The sequence below is a fragment of the Cohaesibacter sp. ES.047 genome (genome assembly GCF_900215505.1).
Lineage (GTDB): Bacteria > Pseudomonadota > Alphaproteobacteria > Rhizobiales > Cohaesibacteraceae > Cohaesibacter.
In genome coordinates this window covers 4716899-4733467 of the sequence record NZ_LT907844.1, presented here as the reverse complement: position 1 = coordinate 4733467, position 16569 = coordinate 4716899, and the positions used below count along the sequence as shown (strand labels likewise).

The following is a 16569-nucleotide window of genomic DNA, read 5'->3' as shown; positions in this document are numbered from 1 at the left end:
TCATCATGACACTTTTGATCAATGGCGAGCTCGTCCTTTACGGCGAGGTCGGCGAAGGCTGGTGGGGTGACTGGTTCGCCGCAAGCCAAGTGGTTGAGGCTTTGGCCGAGCATGGATCTGACAACGATCTTGCAGTCCGGCTCAATTCTCCGGGTGGTCTGGCCTATGAAGGCGTTTCGATCTTCAACGCGCTTAAGTCCCATCAGGGCAAGGTGACAATCTATGTTGATGGCTTGGCCGCATCTGCTGCTTCTATCATCGCCATGGCTGGTGATGAGATCGTCATGCGGGAAGGCTCGACCATGATGATCCATGACCCTGCGACGATCGCTTGGGGTAATTCCGGGGATTTGACCAAAGCAATCCAGTCGCTCGACAAGCTCGGAGAGCAGATGGCCGGTATCTATGCCCGTGTGAGCAGCAAGAGCAAAGATGACGCTCGCACGATCATGAAGGAAGAGACATGGCTCACCGGCGAAGAGGCTGTTGCGGAAGGCTTCGCGACGGCCAACGACAATGAACCGGCAGTTGACCCTGTCGCCTTCGACTATCGCATCTATGCCAAAGCACCAGAGCATTTGAAGCTTGTCGCGAAGCATAATGACTGGACGTTCCGGCGCCCAAGTCTCCCTCAATCCGCGGCCTCCGCCGCACCCACCCGTCAGGATAAGGAGAAACCCATGTCCGGCAAACCACAGGCGGCGGATGATCAGGCCGTCGACACCGCAGCCATTGCACAGGCCACAGCTGATGCCATCGCTGCCTTCAAGACCCGCTGCAAAGAGGTGAAAGCCTCCGAACCCTATAAGGGTAACGAAGCGCTGGCTGAGCACATGATCGACAATACCGATCTCGCTGCTGCAGACATCATCGCCGCGCTCGAAAAAGCGCCGAAGATTGCCGCACCCGAACAGGAGCAGGAAACAGATCCAGAAGGCTATGACAAGGGTCGCACGTTGGCGACTGATCTTGCCCAGCCATCTGGAGGGCAAGGCAAAAAGCAAAACCCATGGACGGAGGTTGTCACCAAAGGCAACCGCCGCATGAAAAAGGTCAAATAGGAGAGCCTCACCATGACCACTTATGTCGAAGGGGCTCGCAATGCCGAGTTCCTGATTTCAGAAGCTGAGCATTATCGTTCTCGCGAAGCGGGTGACGTGAATGCAGGCGCCGATACCACCCTCGAAGCCGGTGCTATCCTTGGCAAGATCACCGCAACAAACGTTCTTGCTCAATATGACCCTGCTGCAAATGATGGCACTGAGAGTGTTCATGGCATTCTCTTTGAACGCCTGACTGGCACAGGTGTTCGAACCTATATCCGCCGTGCAGCGCAGGTGAAAGCCGGATTGCTCGTCTGGAAAACTGGGCTTTCTCCTGCTCAAATTACCACTGGCACAGCCGAGCTCGAAGCGCTCGGTGTCATTGTGCGCTAAGCGAAAGGACAATAGATCATGGTAGCCATGACGATTTTTTCGGATGACGCTTTCCGCACTATGGAGCTCACCGAAGCCCTCAATGAAACCGAGTATGTTCCCCAGTTTCTGGATTCGCTCGGGATCTTCGAAGAAGAATCCATCACGGGGCGCGATTTTGGTGTTGAGCGCGTTGGTCAGTCCCTCAACCTCATTCCAACCTCAGCGCTTGGTGCACCTCCACGCCAGACAGAACGTGATCCGCGTAAAATTACGACATTCAAGACCACCCGTCTGGCCGATGCGTTTACTCTTTTTGCTTTTGAAATCGAAGGCATCCGTGATGACGGTCCTGATGGTGGTCTGTTGAATACGCTGACCGAGTTTGACAAGCGCAACCGGGTCATTCTCGACAATATGGACCTGACCAAAGAGTTCCATCGCCTCGGAGCCTTGCAGGGTAAGCTTCTCGATGCGGATGGAACAACGGTCATTTATGACTATTTCTCGGAACTCGGCGTTGCTGAGCCTGCTGCTGTCGACTTCGGCCTCAATGATGAGACCACAAATGTTCGTCAGGTCTGCACCGATATCAAACGTCAGATGACCCGTGGCTCGAAAGGTGCAATCACCTCTGGTACGCAAATCCACTCGCTGGCGGGTGATGAGTTTTTCGATACGCTGGTCAACCATGCGAGCGTTTCGGAGACCTACAAAGCGCGGCAGGGTGAACAGCTGCGCGAAAATATGGCCTTTGAAACCTTCTATTACGGCGGCATCTTCTTCCACAACTATCGCGGTACTGACGACAACTCGTCGGTTGCTATTGCCTCGGATGAGGTCAAGGTCTTTCCTGTCGGTGCGAATGGCGTGTTCAAGAAGGTCACTTCACCTGCCGAGTTTGGTCCTTGGGTCAACACCTATGGCGAAGACCGTTATGGTCTTATGGTTGAAGATCGTGATCGGCAGGCTTGGGTGAAGGGCGAGGTGTACAGCTATCCTCTGTTTCTTTGCGCGAAACCATATTGTCTCCGCTCTGGTGTTCTTGCCAGCTAATCCGGAACCAGCGTCAGAACGGTGTTTGCCGTTCTGACGATTGCGAGGGTATCATGAAAATCAAAAATAGCGGGTTCCGTGACCAGGCCGTCAAGACCTATGGTGGCTCTGTAACCGTGCCGGCGGACCGGGTTGTCACGGTTGATGATGCGATCATCAAGCCACTCGATGATGGCCAACTGGCTCATTTCAAGTCGGTTGGTGTTGTTTTCAGTAAAAAACCGACTGGAAAACAGGCTATGAGACCGTCCGCAATCAAGGAAGAGGCTGAAGCCAAAGCCAAGGAAGAGGCTGAGGCCAAGGCCAAGGAAGAGGCTGAGGCCAAAGCCAAGGAAGAGGCTGAGGCCAAAGCCAAGGGAGAGGCTGAGGCCAAGGCCAAGGAAGAGGCTGAGGCCAAAGCCAAGGAAGAGACTGAAGCCAAGGCCAAAAAAGCTGCTCAGTCCGACCTCTTGAAGAACAAATAGCAGCTAGACAATTCTCCGAGGATTTTCCGATGATCGAAGTGCTCGACCCTTTTGACGAGGTGGCCGAAGTGGCCGATGGCGAATTCTCGGAGCTTTTGCGGATTATGCCGCAGAAAAATGCCATGGCTGATACGGATCGCTTGGCCTTTGACCTGATGGCCTGTCTCAGGGTCGGTGAGGTTGGGGATGAAGCGATCGGGAACGGGCGGAGTTGGTCGGGAAGGATCCAGTCAGGAAAGGCGCGGCTTGTCATTGCCCGCTCTTCCTATTTGGGCCCGGCTTTAAAGGAAGGTGATCTGGTGAGGGCTAAATCCCGCATAGGTGAGCCGGTTTGGGAAATCATGACCATTGATGACCGAAATCTAACGCGGATCATTTGTGAGCTTGGAGCGGCGCGATGAGTTTAATGCTATTGGCCGTGAGCACTTGCCTTGTCAAGGCGCTCAAGGGCCACACCCTCGCAGGCGAACGTGTGTTGGAAAGCGACCCGACAGCGCTGCGCTTTACCGAGGACGGGCGGTTTAAAACCGATCAGACCGGCCCATTTATTTCCATTTTTGCCCATACGAGCAAGGCGTCCGGTTTGGGGCAGCAACCGGCACTGCTGGCAAATGGCGATGTTGAAATAGAGCTGCTGACCGGGGTAACAGCGACAATGACGAGCGTTGCTGATGATGATGGTCACCGGAAGTTCGACTTTATCGATCTCGCCCCGAGCTCAACGAACATGGATCGAACGCTCAATCTGATGCATCGGCAAATTGTTGATGTTTTGCTGGCTGACACATTCTGGGCTGAGAGATTTCGTCAGTTTGCCGTTGTTACCGTTGTTGATCGGGCAGGGGTGGTGAGCAGTGAAGACGGTCAGCGCCTCGCAGCCCGACAGATGAAAATCAAAGTTAATGTGCTTGATGAGCCTTTAGCTGAAGAGATCGATGCTTACCATCAGTGGGTTGATCTGGGTGACGAAGCCGCCAGTTTGCCCGATGGCGTGACGCCGTTCGCCAGTTTCTTGTGGGGGTTGAAAACCAGTGAAGACGCCTCTGATTGCGCGATGGCGGACGAGATTGCTGCGATGCTGAGTGGTGACGTTCTTGAATGGCAGGCAATTGCCAAGTCGATGGGATTCACTCGAGATCAAATGATGGCTTTGGGTCTCAATCCGATCGATTTCGATAATCCAGAACAGGTCGTCACGGGGGCGGACGCTCCAATCCACGAAATTGAACCGGGCTAGGATCATGGACAGTATTATCGAGATGCGGATTGACCTTGAGAGCTTGAAAAGTGCTTTCTCTCGCTCTCTGAAGTCTGGCCCGGTGACGCATATCGATGCCAAAAAGGGATATCGGTTTTCGCTTGGAAAAGATGATGATGGTGGCGAGATGCTATCGCCATGGATACCTCACCCAGAGACCATGAAAAGCTCCATCCCTCTCAAAGAGGGGGACATGGTCGGTGTGATTGCTCCCAATGGCGACTTGCGACAAGGTCTTATGCTTCGGGGCGGATACAGCAAAGATCATGAGAGCCCGAATGAAGACATGGCGGCCAATGTGTTTGAGGATGCTGGTGTGCGGATCTCGATCGCCAACGGCGCTCTCGTGATTGAGGCTGGCGGCACGACTCTCTCATTCTCAGGTGATGGCCTGTCGATCAGTGGTGGACGGGTCGATCACAATGGCAGAAATATCGGCTCGTCTCACGTCCATGGCGGCGTGATGCCCGGCGGGGCCGACACATCCACTCCTCACTAACAGACTATTGGAGGCCTCCCATGGCTGAAGCGAAAAAGTACAGGGTCGTTGGCAACCGTAAGGAAGTCGGCGGGATCAAGGTCGTGCGCGGTCATGTTGAGATGTCAGCCGAGAAGGCGCGATATCATGTTGCAATCGGTCGATTGGTTGCCCCCTCAGCAGCGAAGAATGCGAAGCAAGATGCCCAGAATGCCAAAGAGCCACCTGTCGGGGCTCTATAGATGGTCGGGATCAGCCGGTATACCGGCAAGCCTATCGACAATCTAACCTCTGCCAAGCAAGGGGTTGAGGTCACTCTTGCCACCCGCCTGCGCAGTATGGTGATGCTTCGGGAATTCGGTTCAGGCGCGGTGGAGTTGCTGGGGCGCAAGATGACCCCTTCGCTTTTCCTCGCCTATCAGCAGCTGATAGGGACCGCGATCGACCTTTGGGAGCCGCGGTTTCACATTGTCCGGATGGTGCCTTCGGGCAGTGTCGAAGAAATCCGGGCGGGGACGGCCGGGTGGCGCGTCGAGGCCGAGTGGCGGCCGCGCGGACATCGAGGCGACTTGTCGGTTGAGAAGATTGTCAGTTTCGGACTGTTCTACAACCAACGGCAGCTCATCATCACATAACGGGGATTTTCATGGCCAGCTTTGCTCCCACGGCGATTGACCTTTCGCGCGTGCCGGTTCCGGCTGTGCTGGAGGCGCTTGATTTTGATGCTTTGCTTGATGGGTACAAGACGCGGTTTTTGGCGTTTTGGGATGAGGCTCGGGCAGAAGACCCGTCTCTCCCTCCTTACGAGATGGAGGATCAGGCGACTGACCCGGCAATGATTGTTGGCCGCGCATGGTCTTATATTCGCCTCCTCGATCGCGGTCGTGTGAATGACGCGATCAAGTCCTTGCTCGCGACAACGGCGCAAGGGGCTGATCTCGACAACGTGGTCGCCTCGCGCAACCTCATGCGCTTGGTTGTCCGTCCAGCGACGGCGGATGCGCCTGCGCTGATGGAGACGGATGCGCAGCTGTTGCGGCGCTATCTGTTGAGCTTTGATGCGCCTGCGAGTGGGTCGGCTGGCCGCTATTTGTTTGACGCTTACACAGCGTGGCCGGACATGGGGCATGCACGCGTCAATGGGCATTTGATCCATGGTCGCAGAGGTGACGCTGATGTCGTCATTTGCGGAGAGGATGGTGCCTTGGCGCTGGATGCAGAGCTTGAGGCTGTGAGCGCTTCTGTGCGGCACGTCAACCGCATGCCGGAGGCATGCTCTGTCGCGATCCTGAGGGCCACACAGGCGGTCTATGATGTTGATCTGCTGATCAAGGTGCCGAGTGTCGGTCCGGCTCCCGAAGTGCTGCAGGCCGAAGCTGTTGAACGCGTGACCAATGCCGGTCATCTCCGCTCGCTCATTGGAGGGCAGATCCCGGCAGGGCTTTTGGCTGGGGCTGGCTATGGTGAGAACATCATCGAGGTGGTTGACAGATCACCGGTCGTGATAGCCGCTGATCCGTATCGTGTGCCTGTGCTAGGGACGGTGTCGATCAGCACTGAGGTGGCAGCATGACCGAGGTTCCACTGCCGCCCGGATCTGGCATTTTTGAGCAAGTACTCGCGGCCGCGATGAATGACAATCTGCCGGTCGAGTATGCGGCTCTGCTTATGCCCTATACTGCACCGGCGAGCTTTCTACCGTTTCTCGCGGCGCAATACTCGGTCGATCTCTGGTTTGATGATTGGCCGGAGGCACGCAAGCGCGAGATGATCGCGCAATGCGCTGGGCTGTCTATCATCCATCCGGGTGAGCATCTGGCAGAATTCAAGGGCACCTTCGAAGGTCTCAAGCGCTACTTATGGTTTGTGGATGCGGAAGTCATTGATCGGGTCGCCTATCCCTGCCGGTTCGTTCTTGGGCGGTCAAGCCCGTCCTTTACGCCTCTGCAATTCCCGGCCTTTAAGGCGCACTACCTGATCAGGGTGCTGCTGGAACGCAAGCCGAACAGCTTTGTGCTGGGCCGTAGTGCATTGGGGCTGGCGGCGGCACGTCCGGTCGATTTGACACCCCTGCAGCGAGCCAAGAAAGCGGCACGCATTGCCAAGGCCGAACATGTCGAATATCTCGTCAATTTTTCATACAAGCGCCGCGCAACCTTTGGGGATGCCTTGCCGCTTGATGGCTCTTACACGATCAGTCCTTTCCTTGATCGCGAACATTTGTAGGTTCACCCATGGACATCATTAAATTCAATGAGGCCGAGATCGTCGAGCCTGAAGACTTCACCGCGATCAGCGAGAATGCGCGCGATGATTTCGACGAGAATGCCGCCAAGGCCCTAGGCTGGCCTGCGCATTATAGCAGCTTCACGGTTAGTCAGGCGGCTGATGCGGACTCTGTGACCATCGGCATCGGGCGCTATTACAATGGCTCCGCGACTTATAATCATGTTGAGGCTGAGGATCTAAACCTTGAGGTCTACAAGCCTCTGGTGGCAAGCGACGGGCGATGGGTCGCCCTGCTGGCACGGGCCAATGAGGATACGATCAACAAAAACCGTCGTCTGGAGACGAGCGATGAGCCGCTCAATAGCTCCGAGCCAGTGACGCAGTCCGTTCCCAAGGTCATCACCCGAACGGCCAGCATCACCGTGCAGCTCGGCGAGATCAGCCCAACGGCGGTTAAGCCAACCATCGACGAAGATGATTGCTGCATAGCCTTTGTCTTGCTCAAGTCGACCGGCGTCGAGGATATCGTCGCCAGCGAGGATGCACGGGTCAAATCTGTCTATGAGATCGAGATCCGCCTGCAAGCTGCAGAGGCAAATATCGCCAATATCAACAACAGTGTGACCACCATAAAGACCGATGTTGCTGGCATCGCCCAGCAGATCGAAGATGGTCCGCCGCCCTGGCTGACGTATCAACTGGTGCGAGGGCAGGCGGAGATCCGCGAAGAGTTGGACATGCCAGACGAGGCCTTCAACTACAAGTCGGACTACGGATTGGTAAAGGATTTTTGGGATCTCGATCATCCTAATGCGAATTTTCGCATTATGGAGGGGATCCGCTTTCCTTATGTGAATATGTCGAATGATCGCATCGAGCTGTTGGATGCAGCAAGCGATGACATCGTCATCTATGACAATAAGATTGTCATGCCTGCGCATGCTCGCGTGGTGCGGTTCGAACTGCCCAAGGGCGGCAGTGAACAGAACCTTTCGAATACGACCTACTCTGTCCTGACGGCGATCGAGAAGACGGTCAGTTACGAGTCCATGCGCTATGGGGAGACCATTTCGGTCTGCTCCAACCAAGCGCAATGGCGTGCACTGCGGGGTCGGAACGTCGGCGAGTTGGTCTATATCAACGGGCAGGAATATACGATCACGAAAAAGGAAAAGCCCCATTCCGGCTATTATGGCTACAACCTGAAGCGCATCATCCGTTACACTGAGACCAAGACTTACACCGACTACATCACAACCGAGGTTGGCCTGACCGGGGCGATCTATGCGCAGACCTTCCCTTGCTCTCAATACGGGATCCTTCTGGGCGTCCAGTTGTATTTCACGCATGTGGGATCGACAGGCGATGTGACGCTCTGCCTGTGTGAGGTTCGGGTGGATGGCACGCCGGACTTTGAAAGCGTGTTGAAGACCGCGACGGTGGCTCATGTGGATCTCAGGGAGGGTTGGGTTGAGTTTGATCTGGGGGCTGTCGCGCAAGAGCCGGGCAATCGATACGGATGGTTTACGGTCACAACCGGCAACCACTCGATTTCGATGACAACCGGAAACGCTTTTCCTGAGGGGACGAGTTTTGCCTCTACGGATGGTGTGTGGGCACAGGGCTCGAACGAGAACGATCTTTCTCATCGCCTGATCATGGCCGAGTTCAAGAACAATCGGACTGTTGTGCCGATGGAGCCGGTCAGCCTGGAGAACGGGATGACCGAGATCCAGATGGCCTACGCTGCGGTGCAGACCGGGTCGGCTTCTCTCTCGTGGCAGGTCAAACCCGTTGGCACTGATGAGTGGATCGACATGGACGGGCGGGAAGACAATCCGCTCGCCACCAAACCGGTGCTTTGTGCCTATCAGGCGGTCCTTGTTGGCACGCCAGACAATGCGCCTTTCATCATTCTTGATGCCGACGCGCGGATCATCTGCGGTCGGATGGGCACCGACATGGTCGCCATCACCGAGGATTACACATTCGCGGAGACCACTGACAGTGTCAGTCTTGTTGTCTACATGGATGAGTTTGACGAGGTCCACCACACAGTCGCGCCCAAGCTGATTGTGGGTGGTTCAGTTATCGATGCGGACGCGATCGATTACAAGCCTGATCGCGAAAGCGACACCCGCGTCAAGGTGACGGCAAACTTCACACTTGGCGCTGCCGTTACTACGCTCGCCGGGCGGATCGACGCAACGTCTGATAGCGACATCCTGTTGCCGTTCGGCGAAAGCATCCAGATCAACGCATTTTAGGAAGTATCGTCATGGCTGAAACAAGCTACATCGACGAGGCGCGCTATCTGGTGCGCTTCAGCAAGAAAGTCGAGGCGGGGGTTTTTGTCTATCGCCCTCGCCAGACCAAGCTGGACATGAAAGGCTCGACGCTTAACGCGATCATCGCTCAGGGGGACGGCGACAAGATCAAAAGTGCTGAATTGATTGAAGCCAAGAGCACCAAAGACTAAGGGGATCCATCATGACTCTGCAGGATGCAATCAACACGGTCAATGGGATTGACGGCGACACCCACCTTACGGGGCAACTCTATCAGGACATCTTTGGTCCGGTGTTTTCGTCGCTTCAGACCTGTCTTGACAAGGTGGCTGATTTTGAGGCGCTGGAGGCGTCTGGCGTGTCGGCGGCCCTGCAGAACATCACGGACACGATCGCGCCACAGCTGGCCAACGAACAAGCCAAACTGACAGAGCTGGTTGCCGATATCAATCTCGCCAAGGATCAATTGCTCACGATCCAGCAGGGCGGGATCTCGGCGACGAATGTGGGCATTCCGGACGGATCCGGTGTCGAGGCGGAGACACTCGATGCGGCCATATTGGAACTGTCTCAGGCGCTCGGTGCAGCAGCGGCGGCTATTGCTGATCGCTACACAAAGGAAGCGGCTGATAACCTCTTTCTAAGTCAAGAGGCTGCGGCGGATCAATATCTGGACTTTGCCAACGCCCAAGCGCTGACCGAGGCCCAGAAGGGGCAGGCACAGGCGAACATCGGGCTAGGCGGAGGCTGGAACTGGATTATCAACGGTGACTTCACGGTCAACCGGCGCGGCGGCACTCGCAATCCGGGGATAGGCGTTTATGGCTATGACCGATGGAAAGGCCATGCCGACGGCTTGGAGCAGATGATCGAAAGCCTGCCAGCCGGTGACTACACACTGACATGGACCGGTGGTGGCACGGGAACAATTGGCGGCGTGACGGCGGCAAGTCCGATCTACGTCACCGGGCTTTCTGGTGGCCAGACGTCTGTCGTTGTTCCGTCCGATGCGGCACGGGTTTCTGTCTGCAAGGGCGACTGCCGGGCGATGACTTATGATTATGATTGTAGATCTTATCAAGCTGAAGTTGAGCTTTGCCGAAGATACTATGAAAAACTGACGGTTTTTTTCATAGGGAACGTTGTTTCGAATGGGTTTGTAGGAAGCCATGTAACATACCCAACGAAGAAAAGAGTTATACCAGCAGTCAGTGTAATGTCGGTGCTAGAGAGCCAAAACATCGGCGCAATAAACTTTGGTCCGATCACAGATGCAAGTCTTAGGGTGTATACAAATGTACCTTCTGATGGAGATAGTTACTACTCAGCAATAGTAGAACTGGATGCGGAGATTTAAAAAATGCCGGTCGAAAGTGCAAAATATCTTCAAGATGGTTCGATCAATGCGGTCATTGACGGGCGAGTTTTGACCGTGCCTGATCATCCAACCAATAGGCACCGCCAAATTCTTTCTGAATGGGAGGCTGATGGCGGTATTATTGCTCCTAATACCGCCCAAGCAACCACCGGTAATGACGTCAATGCCGAGAGGTCGCGGCGGATCGAGTCCGGGTGCAGTGTTTCTGTTACTGGCGTTGTTGATCCAATCCCTTTGCAGGGGCGTCCGCAAGATCAGACCAATCTTTTGGGTTTGGTGACAGGCGCTCAGCTCCATATCGCTTCTGGGGACACCACGACTATTACATTTCGGGATGCCGACAACGTCGATCATGATTTGACACCATCTCAAGTCCTTGAGCTTTGGCAGGGTGGGGCGACTTTCATCTCTGCCGTGATGCAGGCGTCTTGGGATCTCAAGGCCGCAACGCCGATCCCGTCCGACTACACCGACGACGCCTATTGGCCGGTGCCGTAGGTAAAACCAAACCCAAATCCAAAACCGAACCACCCGCCACGGCTGCCGTGAGCGGGATTTTTTGTAAGGAATGCTTCTTATGTCTAAACCAGAAGTAGACCTATCGACTCTACACGACTTTCCAACCAAGATGGAGCTGATAGCAATCCTTCATTTGCCATCGGATTGGTTCTGGTCGGATATGAAAAAAGCATACGCAAACTTGTTGGATGATCTAAGGGGCGCTGTGCTTATGTTCGGCGGCGCAGCTGGTGGCGCAGTTTTAATGAAGTATCTTTTGCCAAGCTCAGTCACCATCGGCTTAGGCTTTCTAGCTGGGGCAACGGTAGGAGCTGTGTTGACATTTCGAACAAAGTTTTCGCAAATGAAGCTATCTGGTTTGGGACTTGATCTTCAATTTAAACTGGAAGCTGTTGCCAAGGATGCTGCGCAGGCCAAGGCTTTGGCTCAGCTCTTGGCAGAGATTGCTATCGATATCGGAAATAGGTCGCGCGGCGTGCTTGGTGGAGGTTTGCTCTCTCAGAATGACCGGGTCAGAAAAATGTTGGCTGAGCGTCTCAAAGAACTCGGCTTTGACAAAAAAGAGGCATCTGATTTTGCCAAATTTGATGATCCAAATATCGCTGGCAGGATCATCCAGTCGATGGTTTTGAAGGCTGTCGAAAAAACTGAGAGGCTCGAAAAAGAACAATTTAATCAACTGGTGTTGCATTTGCTTGGCAAGGATGCCCCGCGCGAGCCTGACACAATTGCAGAAGCACTTGGACCAGACTTGTTGAAAGATACAACGGTCAAAGCTGCTGTTGACTTTTATCGGCAGTGGCATGCCGATGAGGCAAAGCTCTACTTTGTTGTCAATAACCTTGGCCGTTTTCATGAGGCTGAGAAGACCGAGTAAACGCCGGATAGTCAATCCCACAATCAAAACCGAACCACCCGCCACGGCTGCCGTGAGCGGGATTTTTAATGATGGTCGCTCTCGCTCATTGCGGTGCAATGAGCTGGCGCTGGCTATCGACTTCGGCGCTTTCGCGCCTTGCCTACTAGGAGATATGCCATGACGGCGCCAGTATTCGGGATGCAATTCTCGCGACCCGCTGATGATCCGGTCCCGGTGATCGGTGCTGACTTTTCCAAAATTCTGATCATCGAGACATCAGAAGATGCAGATGCGGTGACATTCCCGGTCGGAAGCGAGGTGCGGTTCTCGACCGGTGATACCACTTACACATCCAAACTTGGCACCGGATTGCTGGCTGACTATGTGGCTGGCATAAATGCCCAGCTTAATAGCCTAAATGCGGCGGCTGATGTCACGGTGGTGCGTGTGGCCGAAGGGGCTGATACGGCTGCGACGGTAACCGATATTGTGGCGGTCATCAATGATATCACCTCGATCCCTGCCAAGGTCAATTCAACGCCTCGTATCGTCCTTGCCGGACGAACTGCATGGCAGCCGGAGGATCCAGAAAACCCTGGCACCTTGTTGGCTAGTCCTGTTGTGGCAGCGCTTGAGGCGAATCTTGGCAAGACCCTGGCGGTGGCTCCTGTTGATGTGGATGACACCGATGCGGCGAGCTCTATCTCTGCGCGTGAGAAAATGACATCGGAGCGGATCCTGCCTATTGGCATTGCGGCCAAGGTCTACAAGGACGGTGAGGTGGTCGAACGGCCATTGTCGCCTTATGTGGCTGGTCTGATGGTGCGCGTTGACAACGAAAATGAAGGCAAGCCCTTCGACCCGTTCGCCAATCGCCCGATCTTCGGAATCATTGGCACGAGCCGGAAAATTCCTTTCTCCTTGCTGGATGGCTCAACCGAGGGCCAACAGATGCTGGCGGCCAATGTCTCGATTGTGGTCGAGGGAGAAACCGGAGTTGATGGTGCGGTGGCCGATGGTGGCTATGTCTTTATAGGCACGGATAATGCCCAGACCGGCGAGCTGTGGGAGCAAATCCATCAAGTTCGGGGTACGGACTATCTTACGGTCAAGATGATTAAAATCACGACCGAGTTTCTGGGCAAGAAGATCACGGCTTCTCTGGTCGAGAACTGGATTAACTCGGTCGCTTTCATGCTGCGCGATCACAAGGCTGCGGACGACATTCTTGGTTACACGCCAGCGGCCAGCATGTTCAAGGCAAGCCAGAACAGCGCTGAACAAATCCGCCTTGGCACGCTCAAGGTCGATATCGGCATTGAACCTTGCCCAGTCTTCAAGCTGGCCAATCACGACATCCGGCGTTATCGCCCGGCCGTTGAGGGGCTCGTTGAAGACATTCTTGCCCGCCTTAACCAGACCGCATAACAGGAGCGCGTCATGCAGCAACAGAACCAATATACTTATGTGGCCGATGATGTGCGTCGGGCGTCCAAGCCCAATCTATCCCGTGCCAATATTACAGCATCGGTCGCCATCCCGCCTCTCAAGCTCAAGAACGCAACCGCCAGTGCAGGCGGCGGCGTTGCCGATGTCAACTGGGTCATGCCCCAAGCCGAGGCTCCCGAGCCAAAATTCGGCACCAATGGCCCTGACACGGATGTATTCGCGGGCATGGGCGAGAGCGATGTCTGGACGTTCGCGGGCGCTTTCAAAAAGCGCAATGGCGTGTTCGTGCCGGCGCGAGCAATTATCGAGGGCATCGTCTCCGAATGGGAACCGGATGAAATGGCATCGGGCGAAATGCTCAAATTCAGCCATGTGTTCCAGGAGGTCACCCATTACGAATTCGTGTTCGATGGGAACGAGCTTTTCTATATGGACGTCGAAGAGCGCGAAATCCGGTTTAACGGCAAGTCGATCATGGCCAGCGTCAACCGCGCGCTGGGTATCTGACCGAGCCGCATAAAAATCCTCTTCCCGAAACTTGACCCCGCCAGATTACTGATCTGAGCGGGGTTCTTTATTTGAAAGGACTGCGCCATGAGCAAGGGCCCGAAAACCGTAACCGTTGAACTTGATTACCCGATCGAGCATGAAGGCAAGACTATCTCCAGTCTTACTTTTCGCCGCATGAAAGCCAAGGATAGCCTCGTTGCGGAAGATACCGAAAGTCAGGCGCGCGCCGGCATCGCTCTTTTTGCCGCTCTCGCAGATGTTGATGTCGCCGTAATTGAGGAGCTGGATCTTGAAGACTTCCAGAAGCTCGCAAAGGCAGCAGAGCCCCTGATGGGAAAGATTGGCGCGGCGGCGATGGAAGCGCTCCAGAACAGCGCGGAATAGCGGCTGTTTCCTGGCGTGATGCCCTTGTGGGGTTTGCTCGTCAATCGGGAACGCCTCTTAACGAAGTGAAGGACATGGATATCGACGAGTTTCTCGCCGATACCCGCGCGCTTGGTCGCGTCCTTGCTGCCGAGCAGCGGAAATGACCTTTCCCTAAACTCTCTTAATAGGTGCTGTCATGGGTGTTTTAACGTCCCAGCTGATCCTTTCGCTTGTCGATCGGGTTAGTGGCCCTGCTCGCAAAGTGGCCGCGACTATGGATCAGTTGCAGCTCGCGCAGGCCGCGAACAATCGCAAGCTCTCAGAGATGCGTGGGCGTATGATTGGAGCTGCCGGCATGGGCTATGCGCTGGCGCATGCCATAGGCTCCCCCATTCGGTCGGCGATGGAATTCAACGAGGCCATGGCCAATGTATCGACCCTAGTGGATACGTCCACTGAGTCGATGGGCAAGATGAAAAAGGAGGTGCTTGAGCTTGGGAAGCGCGTGCCTGTAGCCTATGCCGAGCTAACGGCAGGCTTGTACGACATCCGCTCTGCCGGTATTCCCGCGAGCCGGCAAATGGATATTCTTGACCGGGCCGCACAGCTTGGTGTTGCTGGTCTTGGCTCCACAAGTCAGGCGTTGGATTTGGCGACGTCTGCAATAAATGCCTTCAATCTCGAAGGAGAGGAACAGGTCCGGCTTTTTGATGTGATCTTCAAGGCCGTCAAAAACGGAAAAACAACAATTAGCCAATTGTCTCAAGGCTTTGGTGCTGTTGCCGGGACCATGTCAAACGCCGGCGTGCAAAATGACGAGTTTCTCGCGTCTGTCGCCGCGCTGACAACGACGGGCATGCCAGCAGCTCAGGCCTATACTCAGATTCGGGCGGCTGTCGTGGGCTTGACCCGCGACACGAAGCAAACCTCAGCCATCTTTAAAGAACTGGGCGTCAAAAACTTCAAAGAGCTCGTTTCCAAGAGCGGCGGTATGGTCGGTGCATTCAAGCGCATTCGAGAGGTCTTGCATGGCGACGATGCAGCTATGCAAGCGCTGTTTGGCTCAGCCGAGGCCGTGAACGCTGTTATTGGATTGACAGGTGCACAGAACAAGAAATTCACCGAAACACTAGATGACATGCGCACTGGGACTAATGCTGTCAACGAGGCGTTTGGCAAGCAGGCGTCCGAGCCAGCCAAGCAACTACAGCAATTGCAAAATCAGATGAATACCGTTTCTATTGCCCTTGGCGATGCCTTGCTGCCTGCGCTCATTGCGGTTGGACAGGCGATAACTCCGTTTCTCGAAGCTGTTGGGCAATTCGCCGCGGCAAACCCCGAAGTGACGGGCTGGGTCGTGGGGCTGGCGGCTGCGCTGATCGGGCTGAATGTGGCGGCTACCGGGCTTCGCTTCGCTTTCCTGTTCGGGAAGGGCGGCCTGCTGTCGCTTCTCGGCGCGGTGACCCGGGTCGGCTCGGTTCCGAAACTGGCGTGGAGCGGGTTCATGCCGGTGCTAAAGTGGGCGAGCTGGGTGCCGAAGCTGGCATGGAGCGGGTTTGTGACTGCTTTGAAGTGGGCGAGCTGGGTGCCGAAGCTATCGTGGCGCCTGTTGATTCCCGTGTTGCGCTGGGGCTTGCGGTTCATCCCGGTTATTGGTTGGGCTGCACTTGCTGGCGAGCTTCTCTGGAACCTGCTGATCAAGCCGCTGGGGTGGGATAAATATCTGCCCTCTATCGATTGGGACAGAATTCTCGGGGCGTTTACCTGGGAAGGCTGGATACCAGAAATCAATTGGGCCGAGATTTGGGGGGCTGTTTCGTGGTCGGAGATTGGGGCCGAAGCCATGCAGAACTTATGGGACGGCATGAAGTCCATCACTGATGGTCTGGTCGACTGGGCGAAAGGCATTGCGAACGCGATTGCGAACCCGTTTAGGTCGGCTGGCAACGCCATTGTCGAAAGCGCCACAATCGAAACAAAGAATGGCGGACACAAAAGCCGCGCTCGGCGCAGCGTTGTCGACGGCATGAAGGCCGCTGGTGGTCCAATCGCTGGAGGCAAGACCTATCTGGTGGGCGAGTACGGGCCTGAACTGGTCACGCCAAATCGCTCCGGTTACGTTCACACAGCAGGTAAAACCCAAGACATGATGGGCGGGCAGGGTGGCACGAGTGTCAGCTTTGGCGACATTGTCATTCAGGGTGTTTCCAATGCCGATGAGATCGCTGACCAGATCGAAGCGCGCATTCGCGAGAAGCTAGCCGGATTGCATAGCGATTTGGGATATGCGGGGTAAGGAT

20 protein-coding genes are annotated in these 16569 nt (G+C 55.2%); all 20 read left to right on the top strand.

Annotated features, from left to right (window positions below; genetic code table 11):
• The first annotated feature begins 5 nt into the window (after window positions 1-5).
• The 20 genes from CPH65_RS21865 to CPH65_RS21770 all read left to right on the top strand — a co-directional run bounded on the left by CPH65_RS21865 (window position 6) and on the right by CPH65_RS21770 (window position 16565).
• A complete protein-coding gene (locus CPH65_RS21865; RefSeq protein ID WP_157747848.1) occupies window positions 6-1061 on the top strand; it encodes a head maturation protease, ClpP-related in 1056 nt (351 codons plus the stop codon).
• A gap of 12 nt (window positions 1062-1073) precedes the next feature.
• Window positions 1074-1436 carry a head decoration protein gene (locus CPH65_RS21860; RefSeq protein ID WP_096175806.1) on the top strand — a complete coding sequence of 121 codons (363 nt, stop codon included), beginning with the start codon at window positions 1074-1076 and terminating at the stop codon, window positions 1434-1436.
• An 18-nt stretch (window positions 1437-1454) separates the two neighbouring features.
• Window positions 1455-2471, top strand: a complete 1017-nt coding sequence (locus CPH65_RS21855) for a major capsid protein (RefSeq protein WP_096175804.1) — start codon at window positions 1455-1457, stop codon at window positions 2469-2471.
• A gap of 53 nt (window positions 2472-2524) precedes the next feature.
• Window positions 2525-2935 carry a hypothetical protein gene (locus CPH65_RS24355; RefSeq protein WP_197703899.1) on the top strand — a complete coding sequence of 137 codons (411 nt, stop codon included), beginning with the start codon at window positions 2525-2527 and terminating at the stop codon, window positions 2933-2935.
• Between the two features lie 29 nt (window positions 2936-2964).
• Window positions 2965-3336, top strand: coding sequence for a hypothetical protein (locus CPH65_RS21845; protein ID WP_096175802.1), 372 nt, complete (start codon window positions 2965-2967; stop codon window positions 3334-3336).
• Window positions 3333-4172, top strand: coding sequence for a hypothetical protein (locus CPH65_RS21840; RefSeq protein WP_157747847.1), 840 nt, complete (start codon window positions 3333-3335; stop codon window positions 4170-4172). Before CPH65_RS21845 ends, CPH65_RS21840 begins: the two co-directional genes overlap by 4 nt.
• A 4-nt stretch (window positions 4173-4176) precedes the next feature.
• On the top strand, window positions 4177-4692 hold the full coding sequence (locus tag CPH65_RS21835) for a baseplate assembly protein (protein WP_096175799.1): 516 nt from the start codon (window positions 4177-4179) through the stop codon (window positions 4690-4692).
• Between the two features lie 20 nt (window positions 4693-4712).
• Window positions 4713-4913 (top strand): hypothetical protein, encoded by a 201-nt coding sequence (locus tag CPH65_RS21830; RefSeq protein ID WP_096175798.1) that lies wholly within the window; start codon window positions 4713-4715, stop codon window positions 4911-4913.
• The gene (locus tag CPH65_RS21825) at window positions 4914-5306 is read left to right on the top strand and encodes a GPW/gp25 family protein (protein WP_096175797.1); all 393 of its coding nucleotides are present in this window, start codon (window positions 4914-4916) and stop codon (window positions 5304-5306) included.
• An 11-nt stretch (window positions 5307-5317) separates the two neighbouring features.
• The gene (locus CPH65_RS21820) at window positions 5318-6244 is read left to right on the top strand and encodes a baseplate J/gp47 family protein (protein WP_096175796.1); all 927 of its coding nucleotides are present in this window, start codon (window positions 5318-5320) and stop codon (window positions 6242-6244) included.
• Window positions 6241-6897 (top strand): phage tail protein I, encoded by a 657-nt coding sequence (locus CPH65_RS21815; protein WP_096175794.1) that lies wholly within the window; start codon window positions 6241-6243, stop codon window positions 6895-6897. The genes CPH65_RS21820 and CPH65_RS21815 overlap by 4 nt, the downstream gene beginning before the upstream one ends.
• Before the next feature lie 8 nt (window positions 6898-6905).
• A complete protein-coding gene (locus tag CPH65_RS21810; RefSeq protein ID WP_096175792.1) occupies window positions 6906-9167 on the top strand; it encodes a hypothetical protein in 2262 nt (753 codons plus the stop codon).
• An 11-nt stretch (window positions 9168-9178) separates the two neighbouring features.
• Window positions 9179-9379 carry a hypothetical protein gene (locus tag CPH65_RS21805; protein WP_096175791.1) on the top strand — a complete coding sequence of 67 codons (201 nt, stop codon included), beginning with the start codon at window positions 9179-9181 and terminating at the stop codon, window positions 9377-9379.
• Between the two features lie 11 nt (window positions 9380-9390).
• Complete coding sequence (locus tag CPH65_RS21800; RefSeq protein WP_096175789.1) at window positions 9391-10545, top strand: hypothetical protein; 1155 nt, start codon at window positions 9391-9393, stop codon at window positions 10543-10545.
• Window positions 10546-10548: 3 nt separating this feature from the next.
• On the top strand, window positions 10549-11064 hold the full coding sequence (locus CPH65_RS21795; protein ID WP_096175231.1) for a DUF4376 domain-containing protein: 516 nt from the start codon (window positions 10549-10551) through the stop codon (window positions 11062-11064).
• A 79-nt stretch (window positions 11065-11143) separates the two neighbouring features.
• The gene (locus CPH65_RS21790; protein WP_157747846.1) at window positions 11144-11962 is read left to right on the top strand and encodes a hypothetical protein; all 819 of its coding nucleotides are present in this window, start codon (window positions 11144-11146) and stop codon (window positions 11960-11962) included.
• A gap of 159 nt (window positions 11963-12121) precedes the next feature.
• Window positions 12122-13372 carry a phage tail protein gene (locus CPH65_RS21785; RefSeq protein WP_096175785.1) on the top strand — a complete coding sequence of 417 codons (1251 nt, stop codon included), beginning with the start codon at window positions 12122-12124 and terminating at the stop codon, window positions 13370-13372.
• Window positions 13373-13384: 12 nt separating this feature from the next.
• Entirely contained in the window at window positions 13385-13900 is a 516-nt protein-coding gene (locus tag CPH65_RS21780) for a phage major tail tube protein (RefSeq protein ID WP_096175784.1), read from the top strand.
• A gap of 87 nt (window positions 13901-13987) precedes the next feature.
• Complete coding sequence (locus CPH65_RS21775) at window positions 13988-14287, top strand: phage tail assembly protein (RefSeq protein ID WP_096175783.1); 300 nt, start codon at window positions 13988-13990, stop codon at window positions 14285-14287.
• A gap of 178 nt (window positions 14288-14465) precedes the next feature.
• Window positions 14466-16565 (top strand): phage tail tape measure protein, encoded by a 2100-nt coding sequence (locus CPH65_RS21770; RefSeq protein WP_096175782.1) that lies wholly within the window; start codon window positions 14466-14468, stop codon window positions 16563-16565.
• The last annotated feature ends 4 nt before the right edge of the window (window positions 16566-16569 follow it).

Coding starts and splice junctions, on each gene's coding strand:
- CPH65_RS21805 (WP_096175791.1), top strand. CDS start 9,179: ATGGCTGAAACAAGCTACATCGACGAGGCGCGCTATCTGGTGCGCTTC.
- CPH65_RS21830 (WP_096175798.1), top strand. CDS start 4,713: ATGGCTGAAGCGAAAAAGTACAGGGTCGTTGGCAACCGTAAGGAAGTC.
- CPH65_RS21865 (WP_157747848.1), top strand. CDS start 6: ATGACACTTTTGATCAATGGCGAGCTCGTCCTTTACGGCGAGGTCGGC.
- CPH65_RS21800 (WP_096175789.1), top strand. CDS start 9,391: ATGACTCTGCAGGATGCAATCAACACGGTCAATGGGATTGACGGCGAC.
- CPH65_RS21835 (WP_096175799.1), top strand. CDS start 4,177: ATGGACAGTATTATCGAGATGCGGATTGACCTTGAGAGCTTGAAAAGT.
- CPH65_RS21855 (WP_096175804.1), top strand. CDS start 1,455: ATGGTAGCCATGACGATTTTTTCGGATGACGCTTTCCGCACTATGGAG.
- CPH65_RS21815 (WP_096175794.1), top strand. CDS start 6,241: ATGACCGAGGTTCCACTGCCGCCCGGATCTGGCATTTTTGAGCAAGTA.
- CPH65_RS21820 (WP_096175796.1), top strand. CDS start 5,318: ATGGCCAGCTTTGCTCCCACGGCGATTGACCTTTCGCGCGTGCCGGTT.
- CPH65_RS21785 (WP_096175785.1), top strand. CDS start 12,122: ATGACGGCGCCAGTATTCGGGATGCAATTCTCGCGACCCGCTGATGAT.
- CPH65_RS21825 (WP_096175797.1), top strand. CDS start 4,914: ATGGTCGGGATCAGCCGGTATACCGGCAAGCCTATCGACAATCTAACC.
- CPH65_RS21780 (WP_096175784.1), top strand. CDS start 13,385: ATGCAGCAACAGAACCAATATACTTATGTGGCCGATGATGTGCGTCGG.
- CPH65_RS21775 (WP_096175783.1), top strand. CDS start 13,988: ATGAGCAAGGGCCCGAAAACCGTAACCGTTGAACTTGATTACCCGATC.
- CPH65_RS24355 (WP_197703899.1), top strand. CDS start 2,525: ATGAAAATCAAAAATAGCGGGTTCCGTGACCAGGCCGTCAAGACCTAT.
- CPH65_RS21770 (WP_096175782.1), top strand. CDS start 14,466: ATGGGTGTTTTAACGTCCCAGCTGATCCTTTCGCTTGTCGATCGGGTT.
- CPH65_RS21860 (WP_096175806.1), top strand. CDS start 1,074: ATGACCACTTATGTCGAAGGGGCTCGCAATGCCGAGTTCCTGATTTCA.
- CPH65_RS21845 (WP_096175802.1), top strand. CDS start 2,965: ATGATCGAAGTGCTCGACCCTTTTGACGAGGTGGCCGAAGTGGCCGAT.
- CPH65_RS21810 (WP_096175792.1), top strand. CDS start 6,906: ATGGACATCATTAAATTCAATGAGGCCGAGATCGTCGAGCCTGAAGAC.
- CPH65_RS21795 (WP_096175231.1), top strand. CDS start 10,549: ATGCCGGTCGAAAGTGCAAAATATCTTCAAGATGGTTCGATCAATGCG.
- CPH65_RS21790 (WP_157747846.1), top strand. CDS start 11,144: ATGTCTAAACCAGAAGTAGACCTATCGACTCTACACGACTTTCCAACC.
- CPH65_RS21840 (WP_157747847.1), top strand. CDS start 3,333: ATGAGTTTAATGCTATTGGCCGTGAGCACTTGCCTTGTCAAGGCGCTC.